Below are 23346 nucleotides of genomic sequence, written 5' to 3' on the forward strand. Positions count from 1 at the left end.
TCTAGAACGTGTTCCACTTCCAGGATCGGGTGACTTTGCAGCAGGCCGACAGCGTGAGCGCCGCCGAGGGAGTGGACGGTCGGCGCTCAGCACAGACGAAGTTTCGCCCGGACATCGAGGGCCTTCGCGCCGTCGCGGTACTCGCGGTGGTGCTGTTCCACGCAGCCGTGCCCGGGGTCGGCGGCGGCTACGTCGGCGTCGACGTCTTCTTCGTCATCTCCGGCTTCCTGATCACCGGACTGCTGTGGCGCGAAGCCCACGGCTCGGGCACCGTCAGCTTGCGCAACTTCTACGGTGCGCGCGCCCGTCGGCTTCTGCCCGCATCGGCCTTCGTCGGCATCGTGACGATGGTCGCCGCGGCACTGCTGTTGCCCCCACTGCTGATCCGCAGCGTCCTCGGCGACGGCATCGCCAGCGCCCTGTATGTCAGCAACTACTGGTTCGTGTTGCGCGGCGTCGACTACTTCGCCACCCACGTTCCGCCGTCGCCGTTTCAGCACTACTGGTCACTCGGCGTCGAGGAGCAGTTCTACCTGGTGTGGCCGGCGCTGATCCTCGGCACAGCGTGGTTGATTCGAAAGCTACGGCGGCGCAACAGGACTGAGGCCACCGCGTCGCAGCGCCCGTATCTTGTCATCCTGTCGGTGGTTGTCGTCGTGTCGTTCGCGATGTCGTTCGTGGCCACCTACGTCGCACCGGCCGCGGCGTTCTTCTCACTTCCCACCCGGGCCTGGCAGCTGGCGCTCGGCGGGCTGATCGCCCTCACCGCAGGCAGGTGGCGCCAACTGTCGCCACGGGCCGCGGCGGTGACCGGCTGGGCCGGATTGGCCATGATCCTGGTGGCCTGCACGGTGCTGACCGAGTCGACGCTCTATCCCGGCAGTGCCGCGCTGTTACCCACGCTGGGTGCAGGGTTGGTCATCGGGGCGGGCTGTGCACTGCCCGCCCAGGGTTGCGGACGAGTGCTGGGTCTGGCGCCGATGCGGGCCATGGGCCGGATCTCGTACTCCTGGTACCTGTGGCACTGGCCGGTTCTGGTGCTCGCACCGGTGTTGGTGGGTCACCCCCTGGGGTTGGCCGCACGGCTGACCGCCGCCGCCTTGTCCGGCGTGCTCGCCGTGCTGACGCTGCGGTATCTGGAGAACCCGTTGCGGTTTGCCCCCAAAGTGCGCACGTCCGCATGGCGAAGCCTCGGGCTGGGTGCCGTCGCGACAGCAGCGGCGGTCGCCGTCGGGATGGCGCTGCTGACAGTGATACCGACACCGGTCGGGCGTGGCGCCCCCGCGCAGCCCCTGACTCTCACCGCGACACGAGTTCCGCCGGGTTCGGCGCTGGCCGCCTACAACGAGGCGGTCCGGCAGGCATTCACCCAAGCGCAGGCAGCGGTCTCGGCGTCATCGGACCTCACGTCAGTCCCGTCCAACCTCACCCCCGCTCTCGCCGACGCCCCGGCCGAAAAGTCGGCACTGCTGTTCGACGGCTGTCTGCGCACACCGTTTCAAAGCGGCCAGCCGGAGTGCGCGAGCGGCGACACGTCGTCGGACACGACCGTTGCCCTGGTCGGCGACTCCCACGCCGCAATGTGGCAGCCCGCATTTCAGCAGTTGGCTACGCCGCGCAAGTGGCGACTGGAATTGCTGAGCAAGGGCGCCTGCCCGCTGGTGGATCTTCCCATCGGCAATCCGCTGCGCCAGCTTGCCGAGAAGATGCAGCACTGCCAGCAATGGCGCGCCGAGATCCTGCAGCGGCTACTCAGGGAGAGGCCGAAGCTGGTGGTGCTCAGCCTGTGGCGCGGCTACGGCAACGACGAATCGCTGTCGGGTTACCGGGCCTACGATCCGGTGTGGGTGGACCGGCTGACCCGGGTGGTGCGCACCTTGCGCGACAACGGTTCTCAGGTGCTCGTGCTCGGACCCATCCCGGATCCGCAGTTCGTGGTGCCGATCTGCCTGTCCGGTTATCTCGACGACGTGCAGGCATGCACGCCTGCACGATCGCGCGCGGTGAACTCGTCGGGCATCGCAGCCGAGGCCGCCGCTACCCAAGCCGGCGACGGACAGTACGCCGACCTCACCGAGTTGTTCTGTACCGCCGACCGATGCCCCGTCATCGTCGGCAACACGCTGGTGTACCTCGACGAGAACCACCTGACCCTCGAATACTCCCGCGCATTGGCCCCGGTCATCGGAGCGCTGGCCGACCGTGCGCTCGCCCAAGGATGACACTGTGCGCCAGGCCAATGGCATGAACTCTGCTGAAGGAGTTGAGGATCGGACCGCGCAGCGGTCGAGGTTCCGCCCCGATATCGAGGGCCTGCGCGCGGTCGCGGTGCTCGGTGTGGTGTTGTTCCACGCCTCGGTGCCCGGCATCGGTGGCGGCTACATCGGGGTCGACGTCTTCTTCGTCATCTCCGGTTTCCTGATCACCGGACTGCTGTGGCGCGAAGCCGCCGGCACCGGCACGGTCAAACTGCGCGCGTTCTACGGGGCACGGGCCCGGCGGCTGCTGCCCGCCTCGGCGTTCGTCGGCGTCATCACCATGGTCGCCTCGGTACTGCTGCTGCCACCGCTACGGGTGCCCACAGTCCTCTACGACGGCATCGCCAGCGCCCTCTACGTCGGCAACTACTGGTTCATCCTAGACAACGTCAACTACTTCTCCGACCTGCTGACACCCTCGCCGTTCCTGCACTACTGGTCACTCAGCGTCGAAGAACAGTACTATCTGGTCTGGGCGCCCCTGGTGTTGGGCACCGCCTGGGTCATCCGCGCCATCCACCGGCGGCGCAACACCACACCCGCCACCGCCTCACGGCGCCCGTTCCTGGTAGTCCTCGGCCTGGTCGGCGCCGCATCCTTCGCCCTGTCGCTGGTCATCACCTACGTGATTCCCGCCGCGGCGTTCTTCTCCCTGCCCACCCGCGCCTGGCAGCTGGCCGCCGGCGGCCTGCTCGCCCTGACCGCCGCTGAATGGCAACGCCTTTCACCACGCGCGGCCGTGGTCCTCGGATGGACCGGGCTGGCGATGATCGTGGTCGCCTGCATCTGGTACACCCCGACCACCCCGTTCCCGGGAACCGCCGCACTGCTACCCACCCTCGGCGCCGTGCTGGTCATCGGCGCCGGTTGCGCCACCCCCACCCAGGGCTGCGGCCAACTACTGGGGACCAGCCCGATGCGGGCGATCGGGCGGATCTCCTACTCCTGGTACCTGTGGCACTGGCCGGTACTGGTACTCGCACCCGCCCTGCTGGGACACCCGCTGGGACTCGGTGAACGCCTGGCCGCGGCTCTGCTCTCAGCCGGGCTGGCCTGGCTGACCCTGCGCTACCTGGAAAACCCGCTGCGCTTCAACCCCAAGATCCGCGACTCACCCTGGCGCAGCCTGGCATTGGGCGCAGTGGCCACCCTGGTCGCGGTCTGCGTCGGACTGGGACTGTTCACAGCCGTCCCCGCCGCGATCGGACCCGGCGCACCCGCACAACAAATCGCACTCAACGTTGCAGCCGTGCCCGCCAACGCCGGCCCCGCCGCCTACACCACCGCCGTCGAACAAGCCTTCACCCAAACCCAAACCGCACTGGCCGCCGCCCTACACACCACAGCCGTACCCGCCAACCTCACCCCACCACTGGATAACCTGGCCGCCGAACAGGGTGACTACACCTACGGCGGATGTGTGCTGACCCCGTACCAGAGCGGTCTGCCCACCTGCGCGATGGGCGATACCGCATCACCGACCCGGGTGGCCCTCGTCGGCGACTCGCACGCCGCCATGTGGACCCCGGCCCTCAAAGAGATTGCCAACCAACGACACTGGCGACTCGAGCTGATGGCCAAGGAAGCCTGCCCGATACTGGACATCCATGTCGACGGCCACTTCCGCCGCTTGATCGAGAGTCTTCAGCACTGCGAGCAGTGGCGCGCCGAGGTCATGGCCCGGTTGAAAGCCGAACGCCCCCAACTCGTCGTCGTCAGTGTCTGGCGCGGCTACGGAATCGACGAGACGATGACGGGCTTCAAGGGCTATGACGCCGCCTGGATCGAGAGCATGGCCCGGCTGGTGAAAGACCTACGCGGCACCGGTGCACAGGTATTGGTGCTGGGCCCCATCCCCGCTCCGCACGCCAACGTGCCGATCTGCATATCCGGACACCTCGACGACGCAACAGCCTGCGCACTGACCCGATCCAAAGCCGTCGACCAATCCGGCATCGCCGCCGAAACCGCCGCCACCACAGCCAACGGCGGACAGTACGCCGATCTCACCGACCTGTTCTGCACCGCCGAACGCTGCCCCGTCATCGTCGGCAACAGCTTGGTCTATCTCGACGTGAGCCACCTGACATTGCAGTACTCCCGGGTGCTGACGCCGGCCATGGCGGCGTTGACTGGCCGGGCGATCAACGGTGGCTAGTCGCGGTGTTAGCCCGGCCGAAGCAGTGCACGGGCAACACTCGGACCAGAAACAATTCCGCCCGGATATCGAGGGCCTGCGGGCTGTCGCCGTGCTGGCCGTTGTGCTGTTTCATGCCGAGGTTCCCGGGCTGGGTGGCGGCTACGTCGGCGTCGACGTCTTCTTCGTCATCTCCGGGTTCCTGATCACCGGCCTGCTGTGGCGAGAGGTGGGGACATCCGGCACCGTTGGGCTGAGCCGCTTCTACGGGGCGCGGGCCCGCCGTCTGCTCCCTGCATCGGCCGTGGTCGGCGTTGCCACGATGATCGCCAGCGTTGTCCTCTTGCCGCCGTTACAGATTCCGGCCATCGCCGCTGACGGCATCGCCAGCGCCCTCTACGTCAGCAACTACTGGTTCATCATGCAGGGCGTCGATTACTCCGCACCATTCTTGCCGCCGTCGCCGTTCCAGCAGTTCTGGTCGTTGGGTGTCGAAGAGCAGTTCTATCTGGTGTGGCCGCCGCTAATTATCCTGACGGCGTGGGGAATTCGGCGCCTGAGTCGACGTAAGGCAGGCCGTACGCCGTCGCAACGTCCGTATCTGTTGGTCTTGGCGCTGGTCGCCGCCATCTCGTTCGCCCTGTCCCTGGCGGTGTGTCATTGGGCGCCCTTTGTGGCGTTCTTCTCCTTGCCCACGCGCGCCTGGCAGTTGGCCGTCGGCGGTCTCATCGCCCTCACCGCCGGTCAGTGGCGACGGCTGCCGCCACGAATTGCGGCGTTGGCCGGATGTGCTGGTTTGGGTTCAATCATTCTGGCCTGCAATCTATTCAGTCCAGCGACCCTGTATCCAGGGACGGCCGCGCTGCTGCCGACACTAGGCACCGCACTGGTCATCGGCGCCGGCTGCGCGATACCGAGGCGAGGATGTGGCCGGCTTCTGGGCTTGGCGCCGATGCGCGCAATCGGTCGGATCTCATACTCGTGGTACCTCTGGCACTGGCCGATACTGCTGCTGGCCCCCGTGGCGCTGGGTCATCCGCTGGGGCTGGCCGCCCGGCTGTCCGCCGCGCTGCTCTCCGCCGGACTGGCAGTCGTGACGTGGCGTTTCGTCGAGAGCCCGCTGCGTTTTGCACCTCGGATACGAGATTCTCCCCGGCGCAGTCTGGTACTCGGGGGTGTGGCCACCGCAATTGCGGTAGCTGTGTGTGTGGCGGTCGTGCTCGTGGTACCGAAGCCAGTCGGTACCGGCGCACCGGCCGTGGCGCTGCGAATCACCACGATGCCAGCCGCCGCCTCGGACACTTCGACGGCCGACGTGGCAGTCCAGCACGCATTCACCCAAGTGCAGGCTGCAGTCCAGGCATCGGCTGACCTCACCGCTGTTCCATCGAACCTTGAACCGCCGCTGGCGGAGGCGGCAGCCGAAGACAAGGCCAGCCACCTCGACGGCTGTCTGCGCCTGGCTTTCAGTCGCGGCCAGCTACCTGACTGCGTGACTGGTGATACCGCCTCGAAGACCACGGTGGCTCTGGTTGGCGACTCACACGCGGCGATGTGGCATCCGGCATTCCAGCAGGTTGCCTCAGAACGGCAGTGGCGGTTGGAGTTTGTGGGTATGGCGGGCTGTCCGTTGATAGACGTGCCCGTCACCAACCCCCAACTTCACCGCGAGTACACCGAATGTGACGACTGGCGCAGCCAAGCGATGGCCCGGTTGCAGGAAACCCATCCCCGGCTGGTCGTGGTGAGCATGTGGAGGGGCTACGGATCGGGCAACTTCCTCTCGAGTACGCCGGCCTACGGCCCAGCGTGGCTCGCCAGCCTCACCCGCCTCGTGCAGCAGCTGCGCGCGAACGGTGCGCAGGTGCTGGTTCTGGGGCCGATCCCGGATCCACAATCGGTCGTGCCGATCTGCCTGTCCTCGCACCTCGATGACGCGACAGCATGCGCGCCGTCACGCTCGAGCGCGGTCAATCACGCGGGCATCTCCCGTGAGGCTGCCGCAACCCAGTCCGGCGGCGGCTACTACTCGGACCTCACAAACCTGTTCTGTACCAACAGTCGCTGCCCGGTCATCATCGGCAACGTCTTGGCCTACTTCGACTGGAATCACATGACAGTCGAATACTCCCGAACGTTGGCACCAGTCATGGCGGCACTTGCTGACCGATCCCTGGCGAACACATGACATACGTCGCGCTTAGCCAAGTAACCCGACCCATGACTGATCCGGATCTCGAAAGCCACACTAATTAACGTGCCCGAATGTAAGAATGCCTCGACTCGCGGCCGCTTCTTCTATCAAGTAGGTGAACTTGCGCCAAGCCGACAGCGTTAGCCCTGCCGGCGACCTGCACACGCAGGGCTTGAGCGATTCCGGATTCCGCCCCGACATCGAGGGCTTGCGAGCCGTCGCCGTCGCCGCGGTAGTTCTGTTTCACGCGCAGATCCCCGGCATTGGCGGCGGTTACGTCGGAGTCGACGTCTTTTTCGTCATCTCCGGCTTTTTGATCACCCGGATTCTGTGGCGCGAAGCCCACACCTCGGGCATGGTCCGGCTGGCCAACTTCTATGGCGCCCGCGCCCGCCGGTTGCTGCCCGCCTCTGCCTTCGTCGGCATCGTCACCATGGTCCTTGCGGCGTTTCTATTACCCCCGCTACACGCCCGAACCGTCCTCACCGACGGCATCTACAGCGCCCTCTATGTGAGCAACTATCGCTTCGCATTCCAAGACGTCGACTACCTCGCATCCAACGCGCCGCCCTCGCCTTTCCAGCACTACTGGTCGTTGGGAGTCGAGGAGCAGTTCTATCTGATCTGGCCGGCGCTCATCCTGGGTACCGCATGGGCCATCCGGGCAATCCGCCGCAGCAACAGGACCGCGGCTACTGCCTCGAAGCGTCCCTATCTCATCGTGCTAACGCTGCTCGCGGTGGCGTCATTCGCCTTGTCGCTCGCGGCGACCTACTGGGCACCGCCGGTGGCATTCTTCTCTCTGCCCACGCGGGCCTGGCAGCTCGCCGTGGGCGGACTGGTGGCTCTCACTGCAACCCAATGGCAGCGGCTCTCAGATCAGGTCCTCGCACTCACCGGATGGACGGGACTGGGCATGATCGTCCTGGCCTGCATCTGGCTCGGCCCGACCACCCACTATCCGGGCACCGCGGCGCTGCTACCGACCCTCGGTGCGGCGCTCGTGATCGGCGCCGGCTGCGGACTACCCACCCGAGGCTGCGGCAGTGTCCTGGGACTGGCACCGATGCGTGCGATCGGGCGAATCTCCTACTCGTTGTACCTGTGGCACTGGCCGGTTCTTCTGATGGCGCTGTGGGCAATCGCGCCGGTCACCGGACACACCCTGTTGTTGGGCTTGGCCGGCATCGCACTCTCGGTCGGGCTGGCCGTGCTCACCATGCGGTTCATCGAGAACCCGCTGCGGTTCGCCGCACCGATCCGCGACTCTGCCGGACGCAGCCTTGCATTGGGTGCCGGCGTCACCGCGGCGGCGGTCGCAGTGGGCTTCGCACTTCACATTCCCGACCCGGTCGGTCTCGGCACTCCGGGCCGACCGCTGGCAGTGTCTGCTAAGCCCGTCCCAGCGGGCTCAACCATCGAGGATTACGACCAAGCAGTGCGACAGGCGTCCGCCCAAGTAGAGGCTGCAGTAGCGGCCTCGGCCGGTCTCCGAGCTGTCCCGTCGAACCTCAACCCACCGCTGGCAGACCTGACGTCGCACAGCGGCGATGCCTCCAGTGGGTGCATTCGCACGTTCTTCGAAGTAGCACAACCCGAATGCGCCTCCGGTGACACGGCATCGGGGACCACGGTCGCCCTGGTGGGCGACTCCAATGCAGCGATGTGGGACCCTGCTTTCCACCAGCTGGCCGGACAGCGCAGGTGGCGGCTGGAAACCATGACCAAAGTCAGCTGCCCGATGCTCGATTTGCCCACCATCAACCCGGTGCTGGGCCGGGACTACACCGAGTGCGGGCAGTGGCGCGACGGGGTCATCGCACGACTGCGGGCAGAGCGTCCAAAGCTGGTCGTGCTCAGCGTGATGCGACGCTACGGTGCCCGATATGGCTGGGGTGTCGGCTTCACGTCGTACGAAACGGCGTGGACCGACGGCATGACACGGCTTGTGCATCAGCTGCGAGACACCGGCGCGCAGGTTCTGGTCCTCGGGCCGATTCCGGATCCGCAGTCCGCGGTACCGGACTGCCTCACGCTGCACCTCGACGACGCAACAGCATGCTCGCCGTCAACCCTCAAGGCGGTCAATCGAGACGGCATCAAGGCCGAGGCCGCTGCCACCAAAGCCAGCGACGGACAGTACGCCGACCTCACAGACCTCTTCTGCACCAAGGAGACGTGCCCGGCCATCGTCGGCAATACGTTGGTCTACCTTGACCAAAGCCACCTGACATACCAATACTCCCGAATACTGGCACCCGTCATCGGAGCGTTAGCTGATCGCGCGCTCGCACAACGGTGACGGCCTGGACGCCATCGCAATCAGACCATCGGGGTTACCCCCCACGAGACGACCGGAGGTCGGCTTTGTCCATACCCGTGCTGATTACTGGCGGGGCCGGATTCATCGGCTCAGCACTCGCGCGCCGTCTCGTCGCAGCCGGCTACGAGGTCGCCGTGATGGACATCCTGCATCCGCAGGTGCACGGCGAACACGCGGCGATCGATCTTCCGGCCTCGGTGCGCTTGTTCACCGGGGATGTGACTCACGAGCCCGACGTCGATGCCGTGCTCCGGTTGTTCCGGCCGTCCCAGATCGTGCACCTGGCGGCAGAGACCGGAACGGCGCAATCGCTGTCCGAAGCCAGCCGCCACGGTTCGGTCAACGTGGTGGGGACGACCCAGCTCGTCGACGCGTTGAGCCGCGCGGGCCACGTGCCCGATCAACTTGTGCTGGCATCGTCGCGGGCCGTCTACGGCGAGGGCGCCTGGCAGTCCGGGTCGGAGATCTTCTACCCGGCTCCTCGCAGCCACGCCCAACTGGAGGCCGGCATCTGGGACCCGCAGGGCCCGACGGGCGAACCGGCAGTCCCGTTGGCCAGCAGCGCGGCCCGGACGCAACCCCGGCCCACCAACATCTACGCCGCCACCAAGCTCGCGCAGGAGCACATCCTCGGGGCCTGGGCGTCTGCCCATGACACCAACCTCAGCGTGCTGCGTCTGCAGAACGTCTACGGGCCGGGCCAGTCGCTGACGAATTCGTACACCGGAATCGTCGCGCTGTTCGCGCGGCTGTCGCTGCAGAAGCAGGGATTAGAGGTCTATGAGGACGGCCGAATTCTGCGTGACTTCGTCTACATCGACGATGTCGTCGAAGCGCTGTTCGCCGCGATCGCTCAGCCGGCGTCCCCCGCGCGCTGCGTCGATGTCGGCTCGGGCGTACCGACGACCATCCATGAGCTGGCACAGGCGCTTGCCGGGATCTGCGGCGCGCCTGACCCGGTAGTGGTCGGGAAGTTCCGCGATGGTGACGTGCGGGCGGCGAGGTGCGATGTGGAGGCGACGACGCAGCACCTCGACTGGCATCCGAAATGGTCGCTCGAGGACGGTATGCGGGCGCTGCTCGACTGGATCGGAAGTCAGCCGCACCAGACCGTTTAGCCCGACAATCCCCCGCATCCATCAGCGAGTCAGAAACAGAAGATAACGATGAGATCCACGCCGACGGCGAAGAAGCCGCAACTGCGCCCGAACCGACTGCGCCAACGCTATGGTGTGCATTCGTGATCGAGCTTGACGGGGTAGCGAAGACGTACGGGGGCAATGTACACGCGCTACAGGACGTGAGTTTCTCGGTCGACACGGGAAAAGTCTGCGCATTGCTCGGCCACAACGGCGCCGGCAAGACCACCGCGATCAAGATCCTGTCCACGCTGATCCGGCCCACCGCCGGGCACGCGGTCGTGGCGGGGTTCGACGTGCTCCAAGAAGCCGCCCAGGTTCGGGCCAGTATCGGCATGACCGGCCAGCAGGCCGCGCTCGACTGGCAACTGACCGGCCGAGAGAACTTGGTCATGTTCGGTCGGCTCCGCGGGATGCGACGAAAGGACGCGCATTCGCGGGCCGAGGCACTTATCGAACAGTTCGACATGGGCCACGCGGCCGACAGGCGTGTGATGACGTACTCGGGTGGCATGCGGCGTCGCATCGACATCGCGGTGGCACTTGTGGTGCCCCCGAAAGTGCTCTTCCTCGACGAGCCGACCACCGGGTTGGACCCGCGCAGTCGCCGGGCGGTATGGGACCTGGTGTCCGAGTTGGCATCACAAGGCGTGACGGTCCTGCTGACGACGCAGTACCTCGAAGAGGCCGATGTTCTCAGTGATTCCATCGTCGTCATCGATCAAGGGCGCGTCATCGCGAACGGCACCGCTGATGACCTGAAGCGGCGGGTGGGATCCAGCTACTGCACGGTCAGTCCCGTAGACCCGGCTGATTTGCCCAGAATATTGGCTGCGCTCGCAGATCTCGAGGACGCACAGGCCGATCAGGAGGCCAATAGTGTTTCGGTGCTCGCACCGAACGGTGTTGCGACACTTAGTGAAGTGTTTCGCCGAGTGGAGCAGCTGGACGTTGAACTCGCCGACATCTCGCTGCGCAGGCCGTCACTGGACGAAGTATTTCTTCACCTGACGGGCAGCATCACCGCGTGACTGCACTTGCCGTTCTCACTGAGCGCATGGTGCGAGATACCCTGCGTGACGACTTGCCCTTCGCGATCCTTGCGCCTGCGGGCAACTTCATCGTGTTCAACCTGGCCCTGCGCAATGTGATCGACACCGGCGGAATCGGCTATCCGCAATATCTTTTGCCCGTGATCATCATTCAGGTGACGTTGCTCGGCGCCTTGACGACCGTCGACCGGGCTGCCCGGGATCACCAGTCCGAACTAGGGGTTCGGCTCCGCACGTTGCCGATCCCCACGGTGGCGCCACTGGCGGCCCGCATGTTGTATTGCCTGCTCCGCGGCGCAATCGCGCTGGTCGCCACCATTGCCGTCGGATATGTCTTCGGCTTCCGAATGTTCGGCGGTCCAGTCTATTTGGCCACATTCACCTTCCTCGTTCTGGCGCTCACGTTGGCACTATCGCTTGGGGCTGACGCGACCGGCGTGCGAATCTCGGGGGCGGCCATTGGAAAGACCGGCGCGTCCAGCCAGGTACTACTTGTTCCGCAAATGCTGCTCATCATGCTGTCCACCGGAATGGCACCTGCCGAGTCGTTCCCCCAATGGCTGCATGGGTTCGTGCGCTACCAACCCGTCTCCCAGATCACCGAAACGCTGAGGCAGCTGGCGTCGGGTCATGTGTCAGCCAGCAGCATGGCCGCCAGTCTTGCCTGGTGCCTGGGGATGCTGGCGCTGTTCGGTGTACTTGCAGTGCGGACACAGAGGCGCACATCATGACCGTGAACGCGCCGCCGCGGCGCTCACTGCTGAACGAGACCCTGGTGTTCGCGGGGCAACACTTCACCCATTGGCGGCGCGATCCACTCGTGCCGGTCCAAGCAGTCCTGTTTCCCACTTTTCTGCTGATCACCTATTACCTCTTGGTCGGCAAATCGATCATGCGAATCACCGGCACCGACAGCCTTTACGGCTTGGTACCGACGTGCGCGATCGCGGGTGCGTTCTCCGGTGCCCTCGCGGTCGGCATCACCATCCCCCTGGAACGGGAGTCCGGCTTGCTCAGCCAGATGTGGGTGCTGCCGGTGCACCGTTCGAGCGCGCTGACGGGCAGATTACTGGCAGAGGCGGCCCGAACGCTGGTCAGCACCGCCGTGATCACGGCGGTAGGAATCGGTCTAGGGCTTCGTTTCGAAGGCAACGCCCTCGGTCTGCTGCTCTACCTCCTGGTTCCAGTGATGGTGGTTCTCGTGTTTGCCATGGCGGTCATCGCGATTGCGGTGCGTTCCAAGAACGGCACTGTCCTTATCTGGTTGGGGCTGCCCGCCATCAGCGCGGTGTTCGCCAGCTCGGGTTCCCCGCCTGTGGAGTCGTTGCCGTCGTGGATGTGGCCATTACTCAGACTTCAGCCGATGGCGCCGATCGTGGGGTCGATGAGGGATCTCGCCTTGGGCGGCCTTCCCTGGCTCCCACTGCTTTTCGGCGTTCTGTGGACGGTAGGACTAGCCGTCATCGTCGGCCCGCTAGCCGTGCGCGGGTATCGGGCCGCAGCGGAGTCCGGCGGCTCCGGCGGCTAGGCTTTCAGCGACCGCGCGCGGGCGAAATTCTCCAATAGGTCTGCCGCCGCCGCTACGCTGTCCGAGGACTTCGTCATCCGAGCGGCGAGTTCTTCAGCCCGGATGGCAGCTTCGGGCGCAAGAACCTTGCGAAGATCCGATACCAGCGATTCCTCCGTCGTGGCCGAAAAGCGGCGTCCCGTGCCAACTTTCAATCGCTTGACCCGAGCCCCCCAGCACGCCTGGTCCGGCAGCATCCACAGGATCAGGGTGGGCCGCCCGGAGCGAAGGCCCGCATGGGTGGTGCCGGAGCCGCCATGGTGCACGACCGCCCGGCAGGCGGGAAAGATCTTCGCGTAGTTCATCGCACCCACCACTTTGACGTGGTCGTACTGCGGGGCATTGCTGAAATCAGTCCAGCCGGCGCCGATCAGTGCCCGCTCCCCCAGCGTCGCGCAAGCACTGGCGATCATGGTGAGAGTGTCGGCGGCAGAGTCCACCGGCATGGAGCCGAAGCTGAAGAAGATCGGTGGCGTTCCGCCGGCGATCCAGGACGCGATCTCCTCATCGTCCTGTGCGGCCAACTCCATCGTCAATGCACCGACGAACGGTCGCTTGGGGATCTGCTGGTGGTTCCAGGTGGCCCATTCTTCTGCCAGCCCCGGATAACACACGTCGTCGTAGGCCTGGATTTCCATCGCCCCGAGCTCGGCTATCTGCTGCGGCCATGGAGCGGTTGACTTCGGTAAGCCGAGTACTTGCCGGTCGGCATCGATTTCGCCTTGCTTTGCGCGCCACGAACCCCATTCAAAGGCAGTCATCGCGGCCCGGCCCACCCGCGCAGGCAGGAACGGGACCAGGCGGCCATTGGCTCGCAACGGAAAAATCTGGAGAGTGGCCAGTGGCGTGCGGCAGTACTCTGCGACGTTCATGGCCACGTCTTCGTAATTCATCCCAGTCAGCAGCACGTCCGCGCCGGCGGAAACTGAGATCAGCTTGTCTCGCACGTCCGGCCGGTACTGGCTCAGCGGCTCCGCAACCTCATTCAATAGCCGGTTCAGTTCCTTGATCCGCCACGGTTGCTTGAAGAACGTCATCCAGTATTCGTGGTGCGGGTCGTCGATGGACTGCAGGGTGGGCCCGTAGCCGATCGCCTGAGGCCCCGCGGATTCAGCGAAGCTGACCATCTCGTGCGCGACGACCATCTGCACATCGTGTCCACGGCCGACCAACTCACGGCCGATCGCGGCGAACGGTTCCACCTCGCCGCGAGTCCCCCAGTTCGCCAACACGAACTTCATTGAGAAGGACGCTTACCCTTCCGCTTCGATGCGGAGTTGAGGCTCCAAGCCCACGAAAAACCGTCCCTCCGAAGGCCCTCAGCCTCTCATCGAAAGCCGTCAGGAATTGCCCGCGACGTCAGAAAGATACACATCGTTTGTTTCCAGGACAAGACAATTGCGAACCCTGATCGCTTATTGGATGGTCTCTGTCAGGTACCACGGGTTGGCTCGCGCCCACTCGATCGTGCGGCGGATACCTTCCTCGACGTCGACCTGCAGACGCCAGCCCAACTCCCGCTGGGCCTTGGTGGAGTCCGGAATGCGCCGTGGAATGTCTTCGTAGCGCTGGCCGTATCGCGACACGGTGTCGACCGCTTCCGCACTCGACACCCCGTCGACATCGGCGATCTTGATCGCCAGGTCCACCACGTCGCGCATGGTCGACTCGACCATGCTCCCGATATTGAAGGCCTCACCGATCGCCGCCGGATCACCGGCTGCCAGCAAGGTACCGGCCACCGCGTCGTCGACGAAGGTGAAGCAGCGGGTCTGCTCGCCGGAGTCGAAGAGCAAGGGCTGGCGGCCGTTGAGGATTCGATGCACGCTCTGGGACACCACGAAGATCGGCGCTTGCCGTGGGCCGTAGACGTTGAAGTAGCGCACCACCGTCACCGGCAGCCCATACGCGGTGTGCATCGCGAACACCAGATGCTCGGCCATCGCCTTGCTGGTGCTGTAGCTCCACCGTGCCGTCTTGGTCGACCCGAGCACACGGTCGTCGTCCTCGGCGAACGGCGGGTTGGGATTCTTGCCGAACACCTCCGAGGTGCTGGCGAACACGACGTGAATCCCGTTGCGATGACTCAACTCCAGCACATTGCGGGTGCCGATGACGTTGACGTCGAGGACCTTCAGCGGGTCGTCCATGTAGTTCTTGACACCCACGACCGCCGCCAGATGGAACACGGTGTCGACGTCGGGAGTCAGGGCTTGCGCCAGCGCGGCCGGATCGGTGACATCGCCTTGGATGAACCGGAAGTTGGGGTGCCGGTCGAAGTCGATGCTGGTGTCGCGGGTGTTCTTGGCGAAGTCGAATACGGTGACCGAGTCCCCGCGGTCCAGCAGTGCCGTGACCAGGTGTGACCCAATGAAACCGTAGCCGCCCGTTACGACGACGTTAGACATCTGTGCTCTCTCGTTTCAGGTAGCCGGTTACGGTGGTTGACGCGCGCTTACCGCTCGATTATCGACCGATTCCCTTGTACGCGAAGCCCGCCGCACGTACCGCCGCGGGATCGAAGCTGTTACGTCCGTCGAGGAACACACAGCCGGCGGCGGTGAGGTCCGCGAGGCGTACCAGTGGGATCTGGTGAAACTCTCGATGCCCAGCCAGTACCACCAAGGCATCGGCATCCTTGACCGCAGATTCGATGTCCGCCGTCAGGGGAATCGTGGTCACCGTGTGCGCTTCCTCTTCGGGCACCCACGGATCATGAACGGAGAGCTGACATCCGGAGTCCTCGAGGAACTCCAAGACGTACTTGGTGGGCGTCAGGCGGCAGTCGCCGGTGTTGTTCTTGAAGGCGATACCCAGCACCGCGATCTTGCAGTTCTCGATCGACTTACCCTGCTCGGCGAGCAGCTGGGTCAACAGTCCGTAGGTGTAACCCGGCATCGTGTCGTTGACAGTCCTCGAGGTCCGCGGAATCGACAGTTCCAGCCCCAGCGTTTCGCCCAGGTGGTTGACGAACCACGGATCCTTGGTGAGGCAGTAGCCGCCCACACCCATGCTCGGACGCAGGATATTGGCCAGGCCACCGCCTTTGGGCATGGTGTTGGCGGCCTCGATCACTTGCAGGGCGTCCATGCCGAGACGGTCGCAGACCTTGGCCAACTCGTTGGCCAGTGCGACGTTGAGGTCGACCCACAGGTTGTCGGCGAGCTTGACCATCTCGGCGGTTCGGGGATCGTCGACCAGGACGGACTCGACACCCAGGGCGTGGCGCCACAGCGTGGAACACGCTCGTGCGCTGCGCTCGTCGACCGCGCCGACCACGACGGGGATGGAGGTCAGCTCGCGAATCGCCTGGCCCTCGGCCAATCGCTCCGGGCAGAACGCCAACCCGAAGTCGACACCGGCCTGCAGACCCGAGGCTTCCTCCAGGATCGGGCGAACCAGCTTTTCGGTTGTGTCCGGCGGGACCGTGCTCTTGAGGATGACCAGATGGCCGGCCCGCAGATGCTGGCCGACTGCTTGGGCGGCGGCCTTGATGTCGTCGACGATGGGTTCGAAGTCCGGACCGAGGGGGGTACCGACCGTCACGATGATGAAGTCGTTCTCGGCGATGGCGGCGAAGTCGGTGGTCGCCTTCAACTGGCCGACACGCACGCTGTTGGACACCAACTCGTCGAGCCCGGGTTCGGGCACATGAGACCTGCCCTGGTTGATCTCGTCAACGACATTCTGGCGAACGTCGATCCCGGTGACCGGCCAGCCGCGGTCGGCCAGCACGGCGCCGATCACCGTGCCGATGTAGCCGAATCCGACGACGGCGATGCCCGACTGCATGCCGCGGACCAGAAGATCGATCTCGGCGTCGGTCCGTCCGAACACGCCTTCAGCCATTGCGCTCCTGAGCCCTTCAGTTCCCCGTGCGTGTTCCATGCGAGGGCGCGGGGGGTCGCATCCCCGACTAACCCGGTCGGCAGCTTAGTAGATGAGCCGCGGTGTCGATTTGAAATCGGAAAGTTTGCTCGACTGCACGACGACGCTGATGATTCGGATGTCGCGACGTCGCCATTACGGCTACCTCGCGGATCGGGCGAAGTCTTCGATCAGGCCGGCCGCGGCCGCCGCGCTGTCGGCGGGCGTGGTGATGCGGGGAGCGAGTTCTCGGGCCCGGGCGCGGTAGCGCGGATCCAGGATCCGGCGCAGACCCTTGACCAACGATTTCTCCGTGGTGGTGGCAAACCGGTGCCCGGCACCTACCTTCAGCCGTCTGAGCTGAGCGGCGAAGAACGGTTGATCCGGCAGCGTCCACAGCACGAGCTGCGGCACCCCGGCCCGTAGGCACGCGGCCAGGGTTCCCGCGCCGCCGTGGTGGACGACGGCGCGGCAGGTGGGAAAGATCGTCGCATAGTTGACTTGGCCCACGACCTTGACGTGGTCGAACTGCGCGACGTTGCTGAAATCGGTCCCGCCGGCGCCGATCAGCGCCCGCTCACCGAGCTGGGCGCTGGCCGCGGCAATCATGGCAACCGTCTCCTCGGGCGATCCGATCGGCACGCTGCCGAACCCGAAGAAGATCGGCGGGGTGCCCGCGGCGATCCAGGCGGCGACCTCCTCGTCGGCGGGCGTCGGTGATTGCATCGCGAGCGCCCCGACGAACGGCCGCAGGCCGCCCGACTTCGCCCATTCGGCCCCGAGCCCCGGGAAACACAGCTCGTCGTAGGCCTGGATCTCCAGCGAGCCGCGCTCGGCGATCCGCTGCGGAGCCGGCCCTGGCGCGTCCGGCAAGCCGAGCTCCCGGCGCTGGGCGTCCTCCCCCTCCCTGGTGCCGCGCCAGGCCAGCCAGTCGTTGATCTTCATTCCCGCCCGGCTCAGCACCGCAGGCGCGAACGGCAACAGCTGACCGTGTGCACGGACGGGGAAGTAATGCAATGTCACCAACGGGATGTCGAACCGCTCGGCCACGTTGGCGGCGGGCTGTTCGAAGATCAGCCCGGTCAGCAGGGCGTCAGCGCCGTGCGCCACCGCCGCCAATCCCGTCGTCATCTCCTGCCAGCACCGGGCCGCGAACGCTTCGGTCTCCCGGCTCATCTGACTCAGTTGCCGGACCTTCCACGGCGTGCGGGAGTAAAGCGTGAAGTAGCGGCGCTGCAGTTCCAGAATCGGGGCCGAATCAAGGCCGTAGGCGACTGCCTCGAGTCCGGCGTCCTGCGCGAAGCCGACCAGGTTCGGCGGTACCGCCATCAGCACGTCGTGCCCGCGGTGCTTCAACTCCCTGCCCACGACGACCGCCGGCTCGATGTCGCCGCGGCCCCCGTAGCTGGCGAGGACGAACTTCATCGCGGCGGTGGCCTTTCAGTCGGGCGGTGCGCAGACGGCGCCTGGAGCACCGGCCATTATTACCGGTTGGGCGACCTTCGAAAGAGGGTTCGGGACATCGAGGTCGGCTGATACGATCGCGGATCGCTGCGCCCGGGCCACGCTCTGGGCATCATCCGCTGAGGAGCTTTCATTTTGGCCGACGGCGATCTGGACGCGCGCGAAGCGGAGCGCATCCTGTGGGACGTGATCGTCGTGGGCACCGGCATGGGCGGCGGCACGCTGGGCTACGCCCTGGCGCGCGCCGGCCGCCGCGTGCTGTTCGTGGAGAAGGGCCGCTCCACCCTGCCCGGGGCCCCCGGAGTCATTCGCGCGGCCATGCCGGAACTCGCCGAGCCGCAGGCGTCGCGATCGGCGGACACCTACTTCGATGCGCTCGCGCGCGGCGGCCGGTCCACCGACGAAGTCGAGGACATCAGCGCGCGCTCGCCGAAACGGTTCGTCCCGTTCGTCGGCAGCGGAACGGGCGGATCCTCGGCGCTGTACGGCATGGTCTGCGAACGCTTCTTCGCCCGCGACTTCACCCCACGGCAGAACTTCGCCGACCCCGGCGAGTCCACGGTGCCCGACGCCTGGCCGGTCAGCTACGACGAGATGGCGCCCTGGTACGCCCAAGCCGAGAAGCTGCTCGGTGTTCGCGGCCAGCCCGATCCCCTGCGACCCGAATCCGCCGCAGTGGGTTTGCCTGCGGCGCCGCCGTTTTCGGCCGACAACCAGCCGCTCGTGGACTACTTGCAAGGCCGCGGACTGCACCCCTACCACTTGCCGATGGCCTGCGATTACACCGACGGGTGCACCACCTGTCAGACCTATCTGTGCCCGCAGAATTGCAAGCGCGACTCGGCCCGCAACGGTGTCGAGCCGGCCATCACCGAGTACGGTGCCGCACTGCTGGATCAGTGCCGGGTGGTCCGACTGGACGCCGACCGCTCGGCGGTGCGGCAGGTGATCTGCGAGCACCGCGGCGCAACTCTGGCGCTGCAGGCCAAGGTGGTGGTGCTGGCCGCCGGCGCCCTGGCCACACCGATGCTGTTGCTCAAATCCCGTTCCGGTGACTGGCCGGCCGGGCTGGCCAACGGCTCGGATTATGTGGGGCGCAACCTGATGCGCCATCTGCTCGACCCCATCGAGATCTGGCCGCAGCGCGACAGCAAGATCACCGGTGCCAACAAGGAGATCGGGCTCAACGACTTCTACTACTGGGAAGGCCAGAAGTACGGCACCGTCCAGTCCTTCGGCGCCATACCTCCGATGGAGTGGCTGGCCAACCGCCCCGGGTGGAAGGGCAAGGGCATGCGCCTGATGAACCCCGCGGTGCGTCTGGTCTACGAACGGTTCTTCACCGGCGGTCTGATCCTGGCCGCGATGACCGAGGATCTGCCTTACCTGGACAACCGTGTGCTGCCGTCGGATCGGCCCGGCACCGACGGCCGTCAGCGGATGCGGATGCACTATCGGCTGCACCCCAGCGAGATCGCCCGTCGGGACGTCTTTCTGCGCCAGCTCAAAGAGGTGTTCACACCGTTCCGGACCCTGCCGCTAGGCAGCGGCAAGGACAACACGAACCTCGGACATGTCTGCGGCACATGCCGATTCGGTACCGACCCGGCGACCAGCGTGCTCGACGCGCACAACCGGGCTCACGAAGTGGAGAACCTCTACGTCGTGGACACGTCGTTCTTCCCCTCGAGCGCCGGGCTGAACCCGAGCCTGACGGTGGCGGCCAATGCGTTGCGGGTGGCCGAGCACGTGAGCCTGGCGCACTTCGCCAATTGAATTAAAGATCTTGGCGCCCGGGACACCACGCGTAGTCCAAAACCACATTTTTGCCAGCACTGAGTGCAAGAATGCCTCGACTCGATGGTCGGGTCGCACTAACGAGATCCGATAGGTGACTGTGCGCCAGGCCAATGGCATGAACTCTGCTGAAGGAGTTGAGGATCGGACCGCGCAGCGGTCAACGTTCCGCCCCGATATCGAGGGCCTGCGCGCGGTCGCGGTGCTCGGTGTGGTGTTGTTCCACGCCTCGGTGCCCGGCATCGGTGGCGGCTACATCGGGGTCGACGTCTTCTTCGTCATCTCCGGTTTCCTGATCACCGGACTGCTGTGGCGCGAAGCCGCCGGCACCGGCACGGTCAAACTACGCGCGTTCTACGGGGCACGGGCCCGACGACTACTGCCCGCCTCGGCGTTCGTCGGCGTCATCACCATGGTCGCCTCGGTACTGCTGCTGCCACCACTACGGGTGCCCACAGTCCTCTACGACGGCATCGCCAGCGCCCTCTACGTCGGCAACTACTGGTTCATCCTCGACAACGTCAACTACTTCTCCGACCTGCTGACCCCCTCGCCGTTCCTGCACTACTGGTCGCTGAGCGTCGAAGAACAGTTCTATCTGGTCTGGGCGCCCCTGGTGTTGGGCACCGCCTGGGTCATCCGCGCCATCCACCGGCGGCGCAACACCGCACCCGCCACCGCCTCACGGCGCCCGTTCCTGGTAGTCCTCGGCCTGGTCGGCGCCGCATCCTTCGCCCTGTCGCTGGTCATCACCTACGTGATTCCCGCCGCGGCGTTCTTCTCCCTGCCCACCCGCGCCTGGCAGCTGGCCGCCGGCGGCCTGCTCGCCCTGACCGCCGCTGAATGGCAACGCCTTTCACCACGCGCGGCCGTGGTCCTCGGATGGACCGGGCTGGCGATGATCGTGGTCGCCTGCATCTGGTACACCCCGACCACCCCGTTCCCGGGAACCGCCGCACTGCTACCCACCCTCGGCGCCGTGCTGGTCATCGGCGCCGGATGCGCCACCCCCACCCAGGGCTGCGGCCAACTACTAGCGACCAGCCCGATGCGGGCGATCGGCCGGATCTCCTACTCCTGGTACCTGTGGCACTGGCCGGTACTGGTACTCGCACCCGCCCTGCTGGGACACCCGCTGGGACTCGGTGAACGCCTGGCCGCGGCTCTGCTCTCAGCCGGGCTGGCCTGGCTGACCCTGCGCTACCTGGAAAACCCGCTGCGCTTCAACCCCAAAATCCGCGACTCACCCTGGCGCAGCCTGGCATTGGGCGCAGTAGCCACCCTGATCGCGGTCTGCGTCGGACTGGGACTGTTCACAGCCGTCCCCGCCGCGATCGGACCCGGCGCACCCGCACAACAAATCGCACTCACCATCCCAGCCGTGCCCGCCAACGCCGACCCCGCCGCCTACACCACCGCCGTCGAACAAGCCTTCACCCAAACCCAAACCGCACTGGCCGCCGCCCTACACACCACAGCCGTACCCGCCAACCTCACCCCACCACTGGACAACGCAGCGGCCGAGGAGAAAGCCGTTTATCGCAATGGCTGCATGCTCGATTTCTTCCAGGTCACCCAACCGGACTGCTTTGCAGGCGATACCGCATCACCGACCCGGGTGGCCCTCGTCGGCGACTCGCACGCCGCCATGTGGACCCCGGCCCTCAAAGAGATTGCCAACCAACAACACTGGCGACTCGAGACACTCGCAAAAGCCGGCTGCCCAGTATTGGATCTACCGATCAGCAGCCCGCTCCTCAATAGGGAGTACACCGAGTGCGAGCAGTGGCGCGGCGAAGTCGTCACTCGACTGCGCGCCGAACACAATCAGCTGATCGTTATCAGCATGTGGCGCGGCTACGGTGTCGAAGATTGGCCATCGGGCTTCAGAACCTATGACACCGCCTGGATCGAGAGCATGGCCCGGCTGGTGAAAGACCTACGCGGCAGCGGCGCACAGGTATTGGTGCTGGGCCCCATCCCCGCTCCGCACGCCAACGTGCCGATCTGCATATCCGGACACCTCGACGACGCAACAGCCTGCGCACTGACCCGATCCAAAGCCGTCGACCAATCCGGCATCGCCGCCGAAACCGCCGCCACCACCGCCAACGGCGGACAGTACGCCGATCTCACCGACCTGTTCTGCACCGCCGAACGCTGCCCCGTCATCGTCGGCAACACCCTGGTCTACTTCGACTGGAATCACGCAACCCCTGCATACACCCAAGTGTTGGCGCCGGCAATAGGGACGCTTGTCGATAGAGCGATCACACTAGGCGGATAGAGACGCCGCGTCCTCCAAAAGGCCGACGCTCCAAGGGATCACGGTATTCGATCGCTCCCCGGGATCTGACAGCCAGGTCACGCAGCCGGAAGGTCCCTCTTTACCAAACGAGATTTCAGAGACATTGCGGGCCTCTCCACCACGAACCAACTGAACGCCGCTAGCGGCAAGGTGATGGCAGCTGCAACGATCGCAAATACTGGTGGAGCAAGCAGGCCGAGCCCGCATATGACGAGAAGCTGCTGAATCGGGAAGGCGTAGATGTAAACGCCGTAAGACAGATCCGTCCGCAGCCTCAAGCGGGGGTGGTGAAGTAGCGCACCTGAAACGATGAGGGCATACGCCAGCGGGATTGCACCGATTACTCGATAGTTTGGTAGAAAACTAGCCGCCAGTACGACGACCACACAGCCTGCGACCAGTGACCACCGAGCCGGGATAACATCTCTCAACTGATAGATAAGGGCGCCAGCAAAGAACATCACCGCGAATCGCGCTGCAGCTCCTTGCGCTATCAGCGCTTGGGCTGCGGCATCGATTTCGACGGTCCCGGGCGGCGCTTCAACTAGCCGACTCATAGCGGGCACTCGTGTCGACCAGAACACCGCGAGAGCCAACAGTAGCGGTATTAGCCATCGGCGGCGCAGAAGCCCTGTTACTCCCAGAATCGCAATAGCCAAGTAGCACAACGCTTCCCAGTAGAGCGTCCACAGAGAGCTGTCCCATTCCCCGGGCCGCGGGACACCGAGCGGAGTTCCCGCTATATCGTTCTGCTGAATCAACAGTGCGCTATTGCGCACTACGTACTGAATCGGATCGAGCGACAGCAGTAGCTTGCCCGGTGAGCCGCCCTGAATCGCGGTGGCGATCGGCGCTATGACGAAAGCAATGACGACCAGGCATACCCAGAAACCGGGAAGAATGCGTAGCCCCCGTGCGACGAAGTAATCCCGAAGCCTCGGCCTCCGGAACCAGCTCCACGTTATGAGGAATCCGGACATCGCAAAGAACCCGTCGACCCAAACATCGCGAAGCAACTGATGCGCCGGCTCAAAAGAAATCTGGCGGCCTGTGATAAGCCAAGAGTGCCAAAGAATAACGCCAGTCGCCATAAGCAACCGCCACGCGTTCAAGGCGTTACTCTGAGGATCGAACTCCTCACCGAGAGTGGGAGCAGCACACCGGGGCTTACGCGGCAGGCGACCGACGCTTTCGTCCTCGCCAGCGACACTTGAGTCCGCGATCATCTCATCCCATCCGT

At 65.3% G+C, this 23346-nt stretch carries 15 protein-coding genes; 10 read left to right on the forward strand and 5 right to left on the reverse strand.

The window, feature by feature from the left end; genetic code table 11:
- Positions 1–29: 29 nt before the first annotated feature.
- From OG976_RS06065 to OG976_RS06100, 8 genes are all read left to right on the forward strand, one after another.
- Positions 30–2222, forward strand: coding sequence for an acyltransferase family protein (locus OG976_RS06065; protein WP_442930435.1), 2193 nt, complete (start codon positions 30–32; stop codon positions 2220–2222).
- A 22-nt stretch (positions 2223–2244) separates the two neighbouring features.
- Entirely contained in the window at positions 2245–4416 is a 2172-nt protein-coding gene (locus OG976_RS06070; RefSeq protein ID WP_328359250.1) for an acyltransferase family protein, read from the forward strand.
- Between the two features lie 25 nt (positions 4417–4441).
- Entirely contained in the window at positions 4442–6583 is a 2142-nt protein-coding gene (locus tag OG976_RS06075; RefSeq protein WP_328359252.1) for an acyltransferase family protein, read from the forward strand.
- A 121-nt stretch (positions 6584–6704) separates the two neighbouring features.
- Positions 6705–8891 carry an acyltransferase family protein gene (locus OG976_RS06080; protein ID WP_442930436.1) on the forward strand — a complete coding sequence of 729 codons (2187 nt, stop codon included), beginning with the start codon at positions 6705–6707 and terminating at the stop codon, positions 8889–8891.
- A 77-nt stretch (positions 8892–8968) separates the two neighbouring features.
- Entirely contained in the window at positions 8969–10030 is a 1062-nt protein-coding gene (locus tag OG976_RS06085) for an NAD-dependent epimerase/dehydratase family protein (protein WP_328363220.1), read from the forward strand.
- A gap of 122 nt (positions 10031–10152) precedes the next feature.
- A complete protein-coding gene (locus OG976_RS06090) occupies positions 10153–11082 on the forward strand; it encodes an ATP-binding cassette domain-containing protein (RefSeq protein ID WP_328359255.1) in 930 nt (309 codons plus the stop codon).
- Complete coding sequence (locus tag OG976_RS06095; protein WP_328359258.1) at positions 11079–11834, forward strand: ABC transporter permease; 756 nt, start codon at positions 11079–11081, stop codon at positions 11832–11834. The genes OG976_RS06090 and OG976_RS06095 overlap by 4 nt, the downstream gene beginning before the upstream one ends.
- Positions 11831–12631: an ABC transporter permease gene (locus tag OG976_RS06100; protein ID WP_328359261.1), complete on the forward strand. Its 801-nt coding sequence runs from the start codon at positions 11831–11833 to the stop codon at positions 12629–12631. The genes OG976_RS06095 and OG976_RS06100 overlap by 4 nt, the downstream gene beginning before the upstream one ends.
- On the opposite strand, the gene OG976_RS06105 is transcribed toward OG976_RS06100, so the two are convergent.
- The 4 genes from OG976_RS06105 to OG976_RS06120 all read right to left on the reverse strand — a co-directional run bounded on the left by OG976_RS06105 (position 12628) and on the right by OG976_RS06120 (position 17962).
- A complete protein-coding gene (locus tag OG976_RS06105) occupies positions 12628–13911 on the reverse strand; it encodes a glycosyltransferase (RefSeq protein ID WP_328359264.1) in 1284 nt (427 codons plus the stop codon). The genes OG976_RS06100 and OG976_RS06105 overlap by 4 nt on opposite strands.
- Before the next feature lie 174 nt (positions 13912–14085).
- A complete protein-coding gene (locus OG976_RS06110) occupies positions 14086–15078 on the reverse strand; it encodes an NAD-dependent epimerase/dehydratase family protein (RefSeq protein WP_328359267.1) in 993 nt (330 codons plus the stop codon).
- A 58-nt stretch (positions 15079–15136) separates the two neighbouring features.
- Positions 15137–16519, reverse strand: coding sequence for a nucleotide sugar dehydrogenase (locus tag OG976_RS06115; RefSeq protein ID WP_328359270.1), 1383 nt, complete (start codon positions 16517–16519; stop codon positions 15137–15139).
- A 180-nt stretch (positions 16520–16699) separates the two neighbouring features.
- On the reverse strand, positions 16700–17962 hold the full coding sequence (locus OG976_RS06120) for a glycosyltransferase (protein ID WP_328359273.1): 1263 nt from the start codon (positions 17960–17962) through the stop codon (positions 16700–16702).
- Positions 17963–18136: 174 nt separating this feature from the next.
- Between OG976_RS06120 and OG976_RS06125 the strand changes: the two genes are divergently transcribed.
- Positions 18137–19777 (forward strand): GMC family oxidoreductase, encoded by a 1641-nt coding sequence (locus tag OG976_RS06125; RefSeq protein ID WP_328359276.1) that lies wholly within the window; start codon positions 18137–18139, stop codon positions 19775–19777.
- 139 nt (positions 19778–19916) lie between these two features.
- Positions 19917–22085: an acyltransferase family protein gene (locus OG976_RS06130; RefSeq protein ID WP_328359279.1), complete on the forward strand. Its 2169-nt coding sequence runs from the start codon at positions 19917–19919 to the stop codon at positions 22083–22085.
- 77 nt (positions 22086–22162) lie between these two features.
- Here OG976_RS06130 and OG976_RS06135 read toward each other — a convergent pair whose 3' ends face one another.
- Complete coding sequence (locus OG976_RS06135; RefSeq protein WP_328359283.1) at positions 22163–23332, reverse strand: acyltransferase family protein; 1170 nt, start codon at positions 23330–23332, stop codon at positions 22163–22165.
- Between the last annotated feature and the right edge of the window lie 14 nt (positions 23333–23346).

The organism is Mycobacterium sp. NBC_00419, from assembly GCF_036023875.1.
In the GTDB taxonomy this organism is placed as follows: domain Bacteria; phylum Actinomycetota; class Actinomycetes; order Mycobacteriales; family Mycobacteriaceae; genus Mycobacterium.